Origin of the sequence: Pseudomonas sp. Z1-14 (assembly GCF_051132005.1) — a bacterium.
Lineage (GTDB): Bacteria > Pseudomonadota > Gammaproteobacteria > Pseudomonadales > Pseudomonadaceae > Aquipseudomonas.
Map to the genome: position 1 here is coordinate 446,808 of NZ_CP071646.1, position 15,540 is coordinate 462,347.

Consider the following 15,540-nt stretch of genomic DNA (forward strand, 5'->3'; position numbering starts at 1 on the left):
AGGACCGCTGCGCAGTCCAGCGGGAGCAAGCTCCCTCGCCACGGTTTTCCTGATACGAACAGCATTGCCCGACAGCGCGGCCTAAAAGGTTTTGCAAATGCTAACCGTTTACCATTTGTAATTCACGCTGGCGACGACGTTGCGTTGGTCTCCGTAGTAGCAATAGAAGCCGTCACAGGTGGACAGGTATTCCTTGTTGAAGATGTTTTTCGCGTCCACCGCCACGGTGACGCCCTTGAGGGTCTTGTTCAAACGGCCCAGGTCGTAATGGGCTGAGGCGTCATACACCGTATAGGAGCCGACATGCCCCCAATCGGTGTTGGTGGTGTTGCCGTAGGTGTCGCCGACATAACGCACGCCGGCACCCACGCCGAACCCGTCCAGCGGGCCGTTGTGCCAGGTGTAGTCGGCCCAGGCGGTGGCCTGGTTACGCGGTACCTGGGCCATGCGCTTGCCTTCTTCGGCGGCGGTGCCCTTGGTGATTTCGCTGTCGTTATAGGTGTAGGAACCGACCAGCTTCAGGTTGTCGGTGACGTTGCCGGAGGCTTCCAGCTCAAGACCGCGCACCTGGACTTCACCGACCTGGCGGGTGACGTTGTTTTCAGTGACGGAGTTGTTTTTCTGGGTCAGGTCGAACACCGCAGCCGTCAACAAGGTCTTGGTGCCGGGTGGCTGGTACTTGATACCCGCCTCGTACTGTTCGCCTTCCGTCGGCTTGAACGCTTCGGTGCTGTTGACGGTTGAGCCCGCCGCCGCCTGGAACGACTGGGCGAAGGAAACGTAGGGCGTCACACCGTTATCGAAGACGTAGCTCAACGCCGCGTTGCCGCTGAATTTCTTGTCGCGCTGGGTGTTGGTGACATTGTTCTGGTTGTGGAACACGGTGCCGGTGTGGATCCAGTCTTCACGACCACCAAGGGTCAGGCGCCACTTGTCCAGGGCAATCTGGTCCTGGAAGTACAGGCCGGTCTGGTTGGTCTTCTGGTTGTAGTCATACATCGTGAAGTACTGGACGTTGGAAAAATCCTGTCCGTAGGTCGGGTTGTTGATATTGCTGGTCGGCACGCCAGTCGAACCCCAATCCCAACGCGAATTGCTGTTCGAGCGCTGGTGATCCAGGCCCAGCAACAAGGTGTGGCTCAGATCACCCGTCTGGAAGTCAGCCTGGAAGTTGTTGTCCACGGCGAACTGGCTGATGTCTTCGTCGATCACGCTGGCGCTGCGCTTGACGTTGCCGTCGGCGTCCACCGATTGGTCCGGGCCATCCGGCGAGAACTGACCGCCGGCGGAGATGCCCTGGGTTTCCAGATCGCTCTTGGTGTAGCGCAGGTTCTGGCGGAACTGCCAGGTGTCGTTCAGGCGGTGTTCAAAGGCATAACCGAGCGCGTAGTAGGTGCGGTCGTAGAATTCCCAATCCGGGTCACCGAGGTTCTTGTGATGGGAGATCTTGCCCGCCGGCGACGACAGCTTGGTGCCTTGCAGGGGCAGGAATTGCCCGGTGATGCCGGTGTCATCGCGGGTGTATTGCGACAGGAATGTCAGGCGGGTGTCGTCGTTGATGTTCCAGGTCAGGCTCGGGGCGATGTTGTAGCGCTTGTCCGGGATGTGATCGATCTGGGAGTTACTGTCGCGCACGGTACCGCTGAGCCGGTAGAGGAACTGGCCTTCGTCGTCGACCTTGCCGGTGCTGTCGAAGTTGATCTGCTTGTGCTCGTGGCTGCCGGCCTGCAACTCCACTTCATTGCTGCTCTCGGCTTGCGGGCGACGACTGACCATGTCGAGCATGCCGCCGGGTGGCGTCTGGCCGTAGACCGACGACGCCGGGCCTCGAAGCACGGCGATGCGCTCAAGGTTCCACGGCTCGATCTTCGGGGTGATGTAGTTGCCCTTGGGCAGCGGCAGGCCATCGAGGAACTGGGTCGGCACGAAGCCGCGCACCAGCAGCCAGTCATTGCGCGAGTCCGAACCGTAGCCGCTGCTCTGCACGCCGGCGGTGTAGCGCAGGGCATCGTTGAGGTTGAGCACGGAGCGGTCGTCCATCTGCTGGCGCGTGACCACCGAGACCGAGCGCGGCAGTTCGACGATCGGCGTGTCGGTCTTGGTGCCGGCGGCGGTGCGGGTGACCGCATAGCCTTCGGTCGGGCCCCAGGCGGTTTCGCTGACGCCGGCGCCGATCACGCTGGTTTCCGGCAGCACCATGACGCCCTCTGGCACGGCCACCAGGCTGTAGGTGCCGGCGCTGCTTTGTTCCAGTTGCAGGCCGGTGCCGCGCAAGGCTTCACGCAGCGCACCGGTGGCGTCGAACTGGCCTTGGACCGGTGCCGAGGTTTTACCCGAAGCCAGCGCCGGGTTAAGGCTCAGGGCCAGGCCGGCCTGGCTGGCGATCTGGTTCAGGGTGCTGGCCAATGGCGCGGCGGGGAGGTTGTAGGCGCGCACGCTGGACGCCTGCTCGGCGGCCAGCAACGGACCGCTGGCCAGCGGGGTGGCGAAGGCGATGGCAACGGCCAACAGGCTGGGGCGCAACAGGGTGTCTAGCGGGCGGGACATACGGCGGCTCCTGAATGGAAATATTTCTCAATTGCCTGTGTGCCGGATGAAAACCGAAAAGTGATAGGGGTGGATGAAAATAATTTAGATTCAGATTGCGAGCGGTTGGGTGGTGATGCAACTGGCCTCTTCGCGAGCAGGCTCGCTCCCACAGGGGTACGCATTACCTGGTGGGAGCGAGCCTGCTCGCGAAGGCGTCCTCAGAGACGCAACATTCTCTAGCGCTTGGCCTCGACCCGCGGCGCCACCACCACCCACCAACGCGTGTGATGCTCGACCTGCACCGGCAAGGTCGGCAGCAAAGCGGTCAACGCCAGGTTGGTGTCATGCAGCGGGAAACTGCCGGTAATGCGCAGGTCCGCCACCTTGGGCTCGACGCCCAGGTAGCCGCGCCGATAGCGCGCCAACTCACGGACCAGGTCTTCGAGTCGCGCGTTGTCCACCACCAGCATGCCGCGAGTCCAGGCATCGGCGCCGGGGCTCAGGGCCAAGGTTGGACCGAGGCCGTCGCGGCGCATCAGCACCTGCTGGCCTTCGCGCAGAATCTGCTCCTCAGCGGTCGCTTGCGGATGCGCGGCCACCGCGGATTTCAACACGCTCAGGCGTGTACCTTGGTCTTCGAGCCTGACCAGAAAGCGCGTGCCCAGGGCGCGCATGCTACCCTCGCGAGTCTCGACGATGAACGGGCGCGGATCGTTGTGGCCGGTTTCCACCAGGATCTCGCCTTCCTGCAGGATGACGCGCCGCTGCTTGTCGTCGAAACGCACATCCAACGCGCTGTGAGTGTTGAGGTTGATCAGCGTGCCGTCGGCCAGGCGCAACGTGCGCTGTTCACCGGTGGCGGTGCGCTGGTCGGCCAGCCAATAATCCAGCGGCAGGTAACGCTCGCCAGCGAACAGCGCCAGGCCGATGACCGCGACGACGCTGGCCAGGCCGCTGCCGACCTTGCGTACCCGCCGCCGGATGCTGACCCGCGATTGCAGCAGCGCCGCACGCGCCGGGCCGCTGGCGACGCTGAAACGCTGGTCGAGCATGCCCAGTTGCTGCCAGGCGCGTGCATGCTCCTCATCGGCGGCGTGCCATTGAGCGAAGGCTTCACGCTCCTGAGGGCTGCCATTGCCTGAGTCCAGGGACAATTGCCAGGCGATGGCCGCGTCCAACACCCGCGCCGAGACTGGCTTGGAAGAGGCCAGGGTCATGTCGGCTCACCGTAAAGGGCGATGTAGCACTGCCGCACGCCTTGGGCCAGGTATTGGCGCACCCGCGGCACCGAAACCCCCAGGCGCTCGGCGATTTCAGCATGGCCGAGGCCGTCGAGGCGGTTATAGAGGAAGGCCGCACGCGCCTTGCTCGACAGTTTGCCAAGCAGACGGTCGATGTTCCTGAGGTCTTCGAGGATCATCTGCTGCTCTTCTATCGAAGGTTGCTCAGCCTCGGGAATCAGCATCAGTTCGATCAGGTAAGCCTGCTCCAGCGCGGCCCTGCGGAAATAATCAAACAGCAGGCCTTTGGCGATCGCCAGCAGAAACGCCCGGGGCTCGCGCGGTGGCTGCAACCCGTCACGCCCCAGCAGCCGCACGAAGGTGTCCTGGCTCAGGTCTTCCGCCCGCTGTGGACATGCCACGTTGCGCTGTAGCCATGCCAATAGCCAGCCGCGATGGTCGCGGTACAACGCACCAACCAGATCACCGTTAGGAGTAGGAACTGACGACACGGAGCATCACCGACGCATTAAGTAACGAGAATTGTTCGCGATTGTGGCAGAGGCGGGGGCTGGAAAGCAATTGGCGCTGGTCGGGATAAAACTGTGCACTCCTGTGGGAGCGAGCCTGCTCGCGAAAACGGTCCGTCCGATACGTTGATGTTGGCTGACAAACTGCCTTCGCGAGCAGGCTCGCTCCCACAAAAGCCTTGTTGCTTTAATTAAAACGAAGGCGCCTGCTGCCGCCGTTTCCACTGCCCCAGGCGCTGTTGCAGGTCGAGCGCGCTGTGGATGTCCTGCTGGCGGGCGCGGCTGAACAGGATCAGCGCCAGTTCCGCAGTGGCGAGGGCATCGGCGCTGGCGTTGTGGCGCTCGAAGACTTGCAGCTTGAACCAGTCGATCCACTCGTCCAGGCCTGACTTGCGCAGATTGGCTTGCGGGCAAAGCATCGGGGCCAGGTCAGCCACGTCCAGGAACGGATGCAGCAGTCGGCAGCCCAGATAGTCTTTCATGGCGCGTCCGAGCATGTGCGAATCGAACGGCGCATGGAACGCCAGCAATGGGCTATCGCCGACGAACTCCATGAACGCCACCAGCGCTTCGGCCGGGTCGCTGCCGGCAGCGATGGCGCTCGGTGCCAGGCCATGGATCAGTACGCTGGGCCCGAGCTTCTGCTTGTCGCATTGCAAGGTCCGCTCGAACTGCTGGCTGAAGTCGATGGCGCCGTCTTCAATGACGACCGCACCGATGGACAGCACCTGATCCTTGTTCAGGTTGAGGCCGGTGGTTTCCAGGTCAACCACCACCCACCGTTGCTCCCGCAGGCTGCGCTCTGTCAACGGCGCGGCGGCGGGCAGATTGTCCAGGCGCTGCTGCAATGCGTCCGAGAGCATCGGCTGGACCGGGCGCAACCAGGAAAACAGACTCACAGCTGGTACCTCACGGTCAGGCTGCTCTGCAGGCGTTGGGCCTGGCGCAGGGATTCACGCAGGATGCGCCGGTCCAAGTGGTTGAGGCTGTCCGGGTCGACGCGGTTGGAATAGGGCTGGTTCTCCCGCGTTTGCAGTTGATGCTGTTGCATGCGTGTCTGCTGGATGAAGTGATAGGCCTCTTCATAAGCCGCGCCGTCCAGCGGCTCGATCACTTCCTTGACGACCAGTTGCCGCAAGCGCTCCAGGGTGTTGTTGGCCTCGATGCCGTTGGCGAGCGCCAGCAGGCGGGCACCGTCGACGAAGGGGGTCAGGCCTTGTACTTTGAGGTCGAGCGTCGCCTTCTCGCCGTTCTTGCGGCTGAGTACGAAATCCCTGAAGCGGCCGACGGGCGGGCGATGGCGAAGCGCGTTCTCGGCCAGCATGCGTTGGAACAGGCGATTGTCGGCCACCTGATCAAGAATCTGCCGACGCAACTGCTCGCAGCCTTGCTCGTCGCCCCACACCACCCGCAAATCGAAATAGATACTCGAACCCAGCAGGTTCTCGGGCGTCGCCTCACGGACAAAGGCCGCGAAGCGGCGTGCCCATTCGGCGCGGGACAGGCACAATTCGGGGTTGCCGGCCATGATATTGCCCTTGCACAACGTGAAGCCGCACAAGGCCAGGCTCTGGTTGATCTGCTGGGCGATGGGCAGCAGCAGACCACGAATCTGCGCCGCATGGGCAGCGTCCCGGGCTTCGAACAGGATGCCGTTGTCCTGGTCGGTGTGCAGGGTCTGCTCGCGGCGGCCTTCGCTGCCAAAGCACAGCCAGCTGAACGCAACGCCCGGGTCGCCCTTCTCGGCGAGGGTCAGCTCGATAACCCGGCATACGGTGTGGTCGTTGAGCAGGGTGATGATGTGGGTGATCTGGGTCGATGACGCGCCATGGGCCAGCATGCGCTCCACCAGTTGACCGATTTCGCCGCGCAAGGTCACCAGGTTCTCGATCCTGGGGGCGTTGCGGATCGTCCGGGCCAGGTGCACCAGGTCGACGCGCTGCAGGGAAAACAGGTCCCGCTCCGAGACCACGCCACACAAGCGCTGGTCCTTGACCAGGCAGACGTGGGCAATGTGGCGCTCGGTCATGGCGATGGCCGCATCGAAGGCGCTGTGGTCAGGCGACAGGAAAAACGGTGCCTGGGTCATGTGCATGGTGATCGCCCCGGAAAAATCCCCGGTACCGTCGGCCACGACCTGACGCAGATCGCGCAGGGTGAAGATCCCGACCGGCGCCTTGTGTTCGTCCACCACCACGATGCTGCCGACTTGCTGCTCATGCATCAGCTTGACGGCTTCGCGCAACGGCGTTTCGGGGCTGCAACTGACCGGGTGACGCATTGCCAGCTCGCCCAGGCGGGTATTGAGGGAATATTGAGTGCCCAGGGTCTGCGCGGATTTCTGCTGCACTTGCTGGTTGACCTGATCGAGCAGGCTGCTGACCCCGCGCAAGGCGAAATCGCGAAACGGGCCGGACAGGGCGAACAGCTTGATGAAGGCCAGTTTGTTCAACTGCAGGCAGAAAGTGTCCTCGCCGGCCCGGTGCTCGGTGCGGGTCGCTCGCTCACCCAACAGGGCCGCGAGGGGGAAGCACTCGCCGGTGGTGATCTCGAAGGTGGTCTCGGTGCCGCCCTTGGCCGAGTGCGGTCGCTCGCCCACTACCCGGCCTTGCTTGACGATGTAGAAGTGCTCAACCGGACCGTCGGCCGGCTTGATAATGGTTTCGCCCGGGGCATAAAAACGCAGCAGGCACTGTTCGACCAGGTAGGCCAGGTGGGCATTTTCCATCTGGTTGAACGGGGGGAAACGCTGGAGAAACTGCAACGTTCCCTGGATGTTCTGCAACACCGCGGTTTTCCCTGCCTGGATGAAGGCGTCCGCTTTTTTCATAACCATTACGCAGTCTTTTTCGAATTGTTGTGGTCGGATCTGTTCCCCATGGTCGGCCCCTGAGCGCAGGGTGCCCATTGGACGTAAGTCTAGGTCGCGGCAATGGGAGCGAATCCAAGGAAAACTCCCAGGCCTTGCGTCGGAAAATTCTTCCTGGAATGTACTTGGAAAAAAATCCGACGAAGTGCACATTGAAGCGCCGCAGAACGATGTCTGACCACTGTGCCAGGGGATCGATTCGAGAACGTAGAGAGCATCATGTCCGACCACGATATTTTGAGTGACGCCGAGCGCGAGGCGCTGAGTGCCGTCATGCTGGAACCCGACCTGCCGCCGCAGCGAGTCCTGATAGTCGATGACGACAAGGACGCCCGTGAGCTGCTGTCGGAAATCCTGGCATTGGACGGCATACGCTGCATGACCGCCGCCAGTGGTGAAACCGCACTCAGGATGCTGGAAACCAAGCCCGCCATCGGCCTGCTGATCACCGACCTGCGCATGGGCAATGTCGATGGCCTGGAGCTGGTGCGCCTGGTACGCGAGTCGGAGCGGGCGGCGCTGCCGATCATCATTGTGTCGGGCGATGCCGACGTGAAGGACGCCATCGAGGCGATGCATCTGAGTGTGGTGGATTTCCTGTTAAAGCCGATCGACACCGACAAGCTGCTGGGGCTGGTCAAGCATGAGTTGGGGATGGATCTTTAAGATCGTCTGTGGGAGATAGCTTTTGTGGCGAGGGAGCTTGCTCCCGCTGGGCTGCGAAGCAGACCCTTTTTCCAGAACTCGGAATCTAATTGACTGTATTGCGGTCGCTGCGCAACCGAGCGGGAGCAAGCTCCCTCGCCACAAAAAGCAGTTGGATAATGCAAATGAAAAAGCCCTGATCGCAAGATCAGGGCTTTTTATTTGCCGCGATTACCGCTCAATCACAACCCATTGGCTGCCTTGAACTCGCGACGACGACGGTGCAGCACCGGCTCGGTATAGCCATTTGGTTGCCTGGTCCCTTCGATCACCAGTTCGACCGCCGCCTGGAAGGCGATGTTGCTGTCGAAGTCTGGCGCCAGCGGGCGATACAGCGGGTCGCTGGCGTTCTGGCGGTCGACTACCGGTGCCATGCGCTTGAGGCTTTCCATCACCTGGTCTCGGGTGACGATGCCATGGCGCAGCCAGTTGGCGATGTGCTGGCTGGAGATACGCAGCGTTGCACGGTCCTCCATCAGGCCGATGTCGTTGATGTCCGGCACCTTGGAGCAACCCACGCCCTGGTCGATCCAGCGCACCACGTAGCCAAGGATGCCCTGGGCATTGTTGTCCAGTTCATGCTTGATCTGCTCGGGCGTCCAGTTCGGGTTGACCGCCAGCGGGATGGTCAGGATGTCGTCCACCGAAGCGCGGGCACGCTTGGCCAGCTCGGCCTGGCGGGCGAATACATCGACCTTGTGATAGTGCAACGCGTGCAGGGCGGCAGCGGTTGGCGATGGGACCCATGCGGTGTTGGCGCCCGCCATCGGGTGGGCGATTTTCTGCTCGAGCATCGCGGCCATCAGGTCCGGCATGGCCCACATGCCCTTGCCGATTTGCGCGCGGCCTTGCAGACCGGTGCTCAAACCGATGTCGACGTTCCAGTTTTCGTACGCAGCGATCCACTTCTCGGCCTTCATGTCGGCCTTGCGGACCATCGGGCCGGCTTCCATGGACGTGTGGATTTCGTCGCCGGTGCGGTCGAGGAAGCCGGTATTGATGAATACCACGCGCTCGCTGGCCGCCTTGATACATGCCTTGAGGTTGACCGTGGTACGGCGCTCCTCATCCATGATTCCGACTTTCAGCGTGTTGCGCGGCAGGTTCAGCACGTCTTCGACGCGGCCGAACAGCTCGTTGGTGAACGCCGCTTCTTCCGGGCCATGCATCTTCGGCTTGACGATATAGACCGAGCCGGTGCGGCTGTTGCGGCGCGAGGTGTTGCCGTTGAGGCTGTGGATCGCGGCCAGGCTGGTGATCAGCCCGTCGAGGATGCCTTCCGGCACTTCATTGCCGTCCTTGTCCAGAATCGCGTCAATGGTCATCAGGTGACCGACGTTGCGCACGAACAAAAGCGAACGGCCGTGCAGCGTCACGCTCGACCCGTCCGCGGCGGTGTAGACGCGGTCAGGGTTCATGGTCCGGGTAAACGTCTGGCCGCCCTTGGCGACTTCTTCCGACAGATCGCCTTTCATCAAGCCGAGCCAGTTACGGTAGATCACCACCTTGTCATCGGCATCGACGGCAGCGACCGAGTCTTCGCAATCCATGATGGTGGTCAGCGCGGCTTCCATCAGGATGTCTTTGACGCCGGCGGCGTCGGTCTGCCCGACCGGAGTGCTGGCATCGATCTGGATTTCGAAGTGCAGGCCGTTGTGCTTGAGCAGCACGGCGCTCGGCGCCGACGTATCGCCCTGGAAACCGATCAGTTGGGCATCGTCGCGCAGGCCGCTGTTGCTGCCGCCCTTGAGAGTCACGACGAGCTTGCCGTCGATGATCTTGTAGGCAATGGAATCGACGTGGGAGCCGGCCGCCAACGGGGCTGCTTCGTCGAGAAAGGCGCGGGCGAAGGCGATGACCTTGTCGCCGCGGACCTTGTTGTAGCCTTTGCCTTTCTCCGCGCCATCGGCTTCGCTGATCGCATCGGTGCCGTACAGCGCGTCGTACAGCGAACCCCAGCGGGCGTTCGAGGCGTTGAGGGCGAAACGGGCATTCATCACCGGCACCACCAGCTGCGGGCCGGCCATGCGGGCAATTTCGTCATCGACATTCTGGGTCGTGGCCTGGAAATCCGCCGCTTCTGGCAGCAGGTAACCAATGTCTTGCAGGAAGGCTTTGTAAGCCACGGCGTCGTGGGCCTGGCCGGCACGAGCCTGGTGCCAGGCATCGATCTGCGCCTGGAAATCGTCGCGTTTGGCGAGTAGGGCTTTGTTCTTCGGTGCCAGGTCATGGATGACCTTGTCGGCGCCGGCCCAGAATGCCTCGGCGGTGAGGCCGGTTCCGGGAATGGCTTCGTTATTCACGAAGTCGAACAGGACTTTGGCGACCTGCAGGCCACCGACTTGAACGTGTTCAGTCATTGCTTGCCTCACTCTGCTCAGCTATTGCGCTTTTCAGCTCTTCGATTTGGACAATGAAGCCTCGGGACATTTAAACCACAAACCCCTGGACCAGTACATGCCATTGCTGGCGGCTGGGTTAAGCCTTGCTGACGGGGCTTTCAGGGATGCGACTGGCCTGGGCAGACATCGGTGCAACATTAGGCATTGCGGTTATGTAGTGCCCGCTGCGGCATACTACATGATCAGTTACGGTTGTGAAAATCAGACTAATTGCGTCGTTCCGCGACCGACTAAAGCACTACAGTCACGGCGCGGAATCGGATGTTCTCAAAAAACTGTTGGATTGTTCCAGATAAATCTAACATTCGTACACATATGCCTGTGGCGAGGGAGCTTGCTCCCGCTTCAGTGCGCAGCACTGATCCAGCGATTTACGATCATTACGCAGTCCAAGGCGAGCAAGCTCCTCAACCCAAAAGCGCGACCGTGTGGATTTCCCGCCTTGCCTATACTGTCCGTTCCATCAACAGAAGGGCTGCGCCATGGACCATCTCGTCATCACCGTTTTCGCCCCGGACAAACCCGGGCAGGTCGAGCGCATTGCTGAGTGTATTGCCGAGCACGGCGGCAACTGGCTGGAAAGCCGTATGTCGCACCTCGCCGGGCAATTCGCCGGGATCCTGCGCCTCAGCGCCCCGGCTGAATCTCATGAAGAACTGATCGAGGCTTTGCATGGGCTCGCGGCCCATGGCATTCGTGTGCTGATTGCCGAGAATGCGATCGAAGAATCCTGCACCTGGAAACCCATCGCCATGGAACTGGTGGGCAATGACCGTCCCGGCATCGTGCGCGACATCACGCGCCTGTTGAGCGAGCAGGGGGTGAACGTCGAGCGGCTGGTTACCCATGTTCGACCCGCGCCGATGAGCAGCGAATTGTTATTCCATGCCGAGGCGATTCTCGGAGTGCCCCTGACCTTGTCGCTGGACACCCTGCAGGAGCGCCTGGAAACCCTGGCTGATGAATTGATGGTCGAGCTGAAACTCAGCGACGAAAGCTGACGCAGGTTATCCAAGGAAAAGCTGCGCCTGCCTGTGGATAACCTGTAGAGACCCGGCGCCAGCCCAGGCCCGCCGTGCCTCAGCCAGTGATGGTCAAAAAATCACCAGTTTTCAAAGGCTTGTGCACAAACGCCGGGGATCACGTTGTGGATAACCTTGGGAAGGATAAGCGCAGGCCACGCCGGACGTGGCCTGTAGAGATGTGTTGGTTTTTTGATCAGGAGCGCCGGCGCATGCTGACCACCGCGTCGATGCTGTACACCGCCAGACCGGCCCAGATGAACAGGAACGCCACCAGCGTGCTGGACGATAAATGTTCGTCAAACAGAAGCACCGCGAGCAGCAGCACGAGCGTCGGCGCGATGTACTGCAAGAAGCCCAGCGTGGTGTAGGGCAGATGCCGCGCCGCCGCGTTGAAGCAGACCAGAGGCACCAGCGTCACGGGACCGGCCGCCACCAGCCACCAGGCTTCGGAAGTCGTCCAGAAAGCCGCCTGGGCGCTGGTGGCGGCCGGGTTGAACAGCAGCCATGCGATAGCAATCGGTACCAGCATCCAGGTTTCCACCACCAGCCCTGGCAAGGCCTTGACCGGCGCCTGCTTGCGGATCAACCCGTAGAAGCCAAACGTCAGCGCCAGCATCAGCGACACCCACGGCAGGCTGCCCACCTGCCAGACCTGTTGCGCCACGCCAATGGCTGCCAACGCCACCGCGACCCATTGCATGCGTCGCAGCCGCTCGCCGAGGATCAACATGCCCAGCAACACGTTGACCAGCGGATTGATGTAATAGCCCAGGCTGGCTTCGAGCATGCGACCGTTATTCACGGCCCAGACGTAGGTCAGCCAGTTGACGGCGATCAGCGTGCCGCTCAGGGCCAGGATCGCCAGGCGCCGCGGATTGTCCCGCAGCTCGCGCCACCAGCCCGGATGTTTCCAGACCATCAGCAGGGCCGCGCCGAACAGCGCCGACCAGAGCACCCGGTGGATGATGATTTCCACCGATGGAACGTTGGCGATGGCTTTGAAATAGATGGGGAACAGACCCCAGATGATGTAGGCGCTCAGGCCCAGGATATACCCGCGACGCGGGTTGGCGGCTTGCATGCAGAATCCTTGCTTAGGCAGCTAACAAAGAAGTGATTGTAAGTAGATTTGTCTGATTGTGCTGGTGCCTTATGAATGTTGCACGCAACCCCTGTGGGAGCCATTTGGATCTGGCATCAAAAAAGCTTCAACGGCTCTTCCTGAAGCGCCGCCAGTTGCTCGCGCAGCGCCAACACCTGATCGCCCCAGTAACGTTCGCTGCCGAACCAGGGGAAGCTTCGCGGAAACGCCGGGTCATCCCAGCGGCGCGCCAGCCAGGCGCTGTAGTGCATCAGGCGCAGGGCGCGCAGCGGTTCGATCAGGGCCAATTCGCGCGGGTCGAAATCATGGAATTCCTGGTAGCCGTCCATCAATTCCGATAGCTGTCCGAGGCATTCCTGCCGATCCCCGGCGAGCATCATCCACAGGTCCTGCACGGCCGGGCCCATGCGGCAATCGTCGAGGTCGACGATATGGAACACCTCGTCGCGGCACATCATGTTGCCGGGATGGCAATCGCCGTGCATGCGAATGTTCTGGTGGGGCGTGGCGGCGTAGGCATCTTCGACACGCTTGAGCAGATCCCTGGCCACTGATTCGTAGGCCGGCAGCAGGCTGCGGGGGACAAAGCCGCTTTGCAGCACGGTCTCCAGCGAGTCATGGCCGAAGTTCTTCACGCCCAGCGCTTCGCGATACTCGAATGGCCGGGTCGCGCCGATCGCGTGAAGCCTTCCGAGCAACTGGCCCAGACGATAGAGCTGGTCGAGATTGCCCGGCTCCGGCGCCCGCCCGCCGCGCCGGGGGAACAGGGTGAAACGAAACCCGGCGTGCTCATGCAGGCTGGCGCCGTTATGGATCAGCGGCGCCACCACCGGCACTTCGCAGTCGGCCAGCTCGAAGGTAAAGCGGTGTTCTTCCAGGATCGCTTCGTTGGTCCAGCGCTGGGGGCGATAGAACTTGGCGATCAGCGGTTCGGCGTCTTCGATGCCGACCTGATAGACACGGTTTTCGTAGCTGTTGAGCGCCAGCACGCGGGCGTCGCTGAGAAAGCCGATGCTTTCAACGGCATCGAGCACCAGGTCGGGCGTAAGGGTTTCAAACGGATGGGACATGCTGACTCCTGCGCAGCGGCAGGGCTGCCGCGTCCGACCCGGCATGGTAGCGCAGACAGAGGCAGATAGGGGGCTGCGCTGAAGCGATCGCGAGCAGGCTCACTCCCACAGAGATCGACGGCAACCGCAGATCCACTGTGGGAGCGAGCCTGCTCGCGATGAGGCCCGATCAGCCGCCGATGATCCCGCCATCCTCGCGCGTAATCACCATCACTGACGACCGTGGCTTGCCATTGGGCAGGTGCTCGGGGAATGTGGAACCGCCGTTTTCCCCAGGGTGCTGGATGCCCACGAACAAGGTCTTGTAGTCCGGCGCGAAGCTGATCCCGGTGACCTCACAACCCACCGGTCCGACCATGAAGCGGCGGATCTCACCGCTGTTGGGGTCGGCGCAGAGCATCTGGTTGTTGCCCATGCCGGCGAAATCCCCGGCGTTGCTTGAGTCGCCATCGGTCTGGATCCACAGCCGGCCGGCTTTGTCGAAGCCCAGGCCGTCGGGGCTGTTGAACATGTTCTGGGCATTGACGTTGGACGATCCGGCCTTGGGCGTGCCGGCATGCACCGTCGGGTTACCGGCGACCACGAACAGATCCCACTCGAAGGTCTTGGAGGCGTGATCGTCGCGGTCGGTGCGCCAGCGCAGAATCTGCCCGTAGACGTTTTTGGCCCGAGGGTTGGGCCCGTCCACCGGTTGGCCTTCTTCGCCGCGCTTGGAGTTGTTGGTCAGGGTGCAATAGACCTGGCCATCCTTCGGGCTCACCACGATCCACTCCGGGCGGTCCATGCGGGTGGCGCCAACGGCGGTGGCGGCCAGGCGTGCATGAATCAACACTTCAGCCTGGTCATTGAAGCCCTTGCCGGCGTCGAGGCCATTCTTGCCATGGGTCAGTTCGATCCACTGGCCCTTGCCTTTCGGATGGTCCGGGTTGCCGTCGCCGGCGTCGAAGCGCGCCACGTACAACGTGCCGTGGTCCAGCAGGTCGCGGTTGGCCTTGGGATTGCGGCGGTCGATGCGATCGCGGCTGACGAACTTGTAGATGAACTCGCCACGCTCGTCATCGCCCATGTACACAACGGCGCGCCCGTCACGGGTTTTCGCCAGCGCGGCGTTTTCGTGTTTGAAGCGGCCCAGGGCGGTGCGTTTCACTGGCGTGGACTTTGGATCGAACGGGTCGATTTCAACCACCCAGCCGTGACGATTGAGCTCGTTGGGGTTTTTCGCCAGGTCGAAACGCGGATCGAACAGGTGCCAGTTGATTTCGCGGCTGGTGACGGTAGCGCCGTAGCGCTTTTGCGCCTCATCGAACTTCAGATCAGCGTTGCTGCTGCCGAAGCAGTCGGTGAAGTTTTCTTCACAGGTCAGGTAGGTGCCCCACGGCGTCATGCCGTTAGCGCAGTTCTGGAACGTCCCCAGCGCTTTTTTGCCGCTTTTGTCGGCGCTGGTTTTCATCAGGTCGTGACCGGCAGCCGGGCCGCCCAGGCGAATCGGCGTGTTGCCATGGATCCTGCGGTTGTAGCGCGAATCCTGGACAAATTGCCACTGGCCACGGCGCCGCTGGATCTCGATGACCGACACGCCTTCGCTGGCCTGGGCCTTGTGCACGTCTTCGGCCGACTGCGGCTGGCCGCCATGGGGGAAGAGGTAGCGGTAGTTGGTGTATTCGTTGTTGATCGCCATCAACGCCCGGTTGTCCTCGCCGGGAAACGGGAACAGGCTCATGCCGTCGTTGTTGTCACCGAACTGCATTTCCTGGGCGCGGGCGGTGCCATTGCCGCTGGGGTCGAATGCCGGGGCATTTTTTTGCAATGGCTGGCCCCAACTGATCAGCACCGAGGCTTTGTAGCCTGGCGGCAAGGTAATGGTGTCGGTCGTGGCGGCGGCAATGCTGTCAAAGCCCAGCAACCTTTTGTTGCCTTCGCTCACGGCGGCGGCCATGACGCTGCGGCTCAGCAGGTTGCCGCCCAGGAACATCGCCGCGCCGCACAGAGCGCCTGCGCCGATGAAGCGGCGACGGCTCAGGCCGACGATCTTTTCCAGGTCGGTGGATTGGTTTTCTTCTAATAGGCTCATCATCAGGCTCCCTGCTG

11 protein-coding genes are annotated in these 15,540 nt (G+C 62.0%); 2 read left to right on the forward strand and 9 right to left on the reverse strand.

Annotated features, from left to right (window positions below; translation table 11 throughout):
* Window positions 1-108: 108 nt before the first annotated feature.
* From J3P89_RS02110 to J3P89_RS02130, 5 genes are all read right to left on the reverse strand, one after another.
* On the reverse strand, window positions 109-2,547 hold the full coding sequence (locus J3P89_RS02110) for a TonB-dependent siderophore receptor (protein ID WP_434696601.1): 2,439 nt from the start codon (window positions 2,545-2,547) through the stop codon (window positions 109-111).
* Between the two features lie 218 nt (window positions 2,548-2,765).
* A complete protein-coding gene (locus J3P89_RS02115; protein WP_434696602.1) occupies window positions 2,766-3,746 on the reverse strand; it encodes a FecR domain-containing protein in 981 nt (326 codons plus the stop codon).
* Window positions 3,743-4,261 (reverse strand): RNA polymerase sigma factor, encoded by a 519-nt coding sequence (locus tag J3P89_RS02120; protein ID WP_434696603.1) that lies wholly within the window; start codon window positions 4,259-4,261, stop codon window positions 3,743-3,745. Before J3P89_RS02120 ends, J3P89_RS02115 begins: the two co-directional genes overlap by 4 nt.
* A gap of 209 nt (window positions 4,262-4,470) precedes the next feature.
* Window positions 4,471-5,178: a 3'-5' exonuclease gene (locus J3P89_RS02125; protein WP_434696604.1), complete on the reverse strand. Its 708-nt coding sequence runs from the start codon at window positions 5,176-5,178 to the stop codon at window positions 4,471-4,473.
* Window positions 5,175-7,115, reverse strand: coding sequence for a putative nucleotidyltransferase substrate binding domain-containing protein (locus J3P89_RS02130; RefSeq protein ID WP_434627617.1), 1,941 nt, complete (start codon window positions 7,113-7,115; stop codon window positions 5,175-5,177). Before J3P89_RS02130 ends, J3P89_RS02125 begins: the two co-directional genes overlap by 4 nt.
* Window positions 7,116-7,367: 252 nt before the next feature.
* On the opposite strand from J3P89_RS02130, the gene J3P89_RS02135 reads away from it, so the two are divergent.
* Window positions 7,368-7,814 (forward strand): response regulator, encoded by a 447-nt coding sequence (locus J3P89_RS02135; RefSeq protein WP_434571351.1) that lies wholly within the window; start codon window positions 7,368-7,370, stop codon window positions 7,812-7,814.
* Window positions 7,815-8,035: 221 nt separating this feature from the next.
* Here J3P89_RS02135 and J3P89_RS02140 read toward each other — a convergent pair whose 3' ends face one another.
* The gene (locus tag J3P89_RS02140; RefSeq protein WP_434696605.1) at window positions 8,036-10,213 is read right to left on the reverse strand and encodes a malate synthase G; all 2,178 of its coding nucleotides are present in this window, start codon (window positions 10,211-10,213) and stop codon (window positions 8,036-8,038) included.
* Window positions 10,214-10,737: 524 nt separating this feature from the next.
* Here J3P89_RS02140 and J3P89_RS02145 point away from each other — a divergent pair.
* Window positions 10,738-11,256, forward strand: coding sequence for a glycine cleavage system protein R (locus J3P89_RS02145; RefSeq protein WP_434571355.1), 519 nt, complete (start codon window positions 10,738-10,740; stop codon window positions 11,254-11,256).
* Between the two features lie 217 nt (window positions 11,257-11,473).
* Here J3P89_RS02145 and rarD read toward each other — a convergent pair whose 3' ends face one another.
* The 3 genes from rarD to J3P89_RS02160 all read right to left on the reverse strand — a co-directional run bounded on the left by rarD (window position 11,474) and on the right by J3P89_RS02160 (window position 15,523).
* Window positions 11,474-12,361, reverse strand: coding sequence for an EamA family transporter RarD (gene rarD, locus J3P89_RS02150; protein WP_434696606.1), 888 nt, complete (start codon window positions 12,359-12,361; stop codon window positions 11,474-11,476).
* 116 nt (window positions 12,362-12,477) lie between these two features.
* Window positions 12,478-13,452, reverse strand: a complete 975-nt coding sequence (locus J3P89_RS02155; protein ID WP_434696607.1) for a serine/threonine protein kinase — start codon at window positions 13,450-13,452, stop codon at window positions 12,478-12,480.
* Window positions 13,453-13,621: 169 nt separating this feature from the next.
* Window positions 13,622-15,523 carry a PhoX family protein gene (locus J3P89_RS02160; protein WP_434571359.1) on the reverse strand — a complete coding sequence of 634 codons (1,902 nt, stop codon included), beginning with the start codon at window positions 15,521-15,523 and terminating at the stop codon, window positions 13,622-13,624.
* Window positions 15,524-15,540: the final 17 nt, after the last annotated feature.

Bases quoted from the DNA above. Each gene is read 5' to 3' on its own strand.
- J3P89_RS02140 (WP_434696605.1), bottom strand. From the start codon at position 10,213: ATGACTGAACACGTTCAAGTCGGTGGCCTGCAGGTCGCCAAAGTCCTG.
- J3P89_RS02110 (WP_434696601.1), bottom strand. From the start codon at position 2,547: ATGTCCCGCCCGCTAGACACCCTGTTGCGCCCCAGCCTGTTGGCCGTT.
- J3P89_RS02115 (WP_434696602.1), bottom strand. From the start codon at position 3,746: ATGACCCTGGCCTCTTCCAAGCCAGTCTCGGCGCGGGTGTTGGACGCG.
- J3P89_RS02160 (WP_434571359.1), bottom strand. From the start codon at position 15,523: ATGAGCCTATTAGAAGAAAACCAATCCACCGACCTGGAAAAGATCGTC.
- rarD (WP_434696606.1), bottom strand. From the start codon at position 12,361: ATGCAAGCCGCCAACCCGCGTCGCGGGTATATCCTGGGCCTGAGCGCC.
- J3P89_RS02155 (WP_434696607.1), bottom strand. From the start codon at position 13,452: ATGTCCCATCCGTTTGAAACCCTTACGCCCGACCTGGTGCTCGATGCC.
- J3P89_RS02130 (WP_434627617.1), bottom strand. From the start codon at position 7,115: ATGGTTATGAAAAAAGCGGACGCCTTCATCCAGGCAGGGAAAACCGCG.
- J3P89_RS02145 (WP_434571355.1), top strand. From the start codon at position 10,738: ATGGACCATCTCGTCATCACCGTTTTCGCCCCGGACAAACCCGGGCAG.
- J3P89_RS02135 (WP_434571351.1), top strand. From the start codon at position 7,368: ATGTCCGACCACGATATTTTGAGTGACGCCGAGCGCGAGGCGCTGAGT.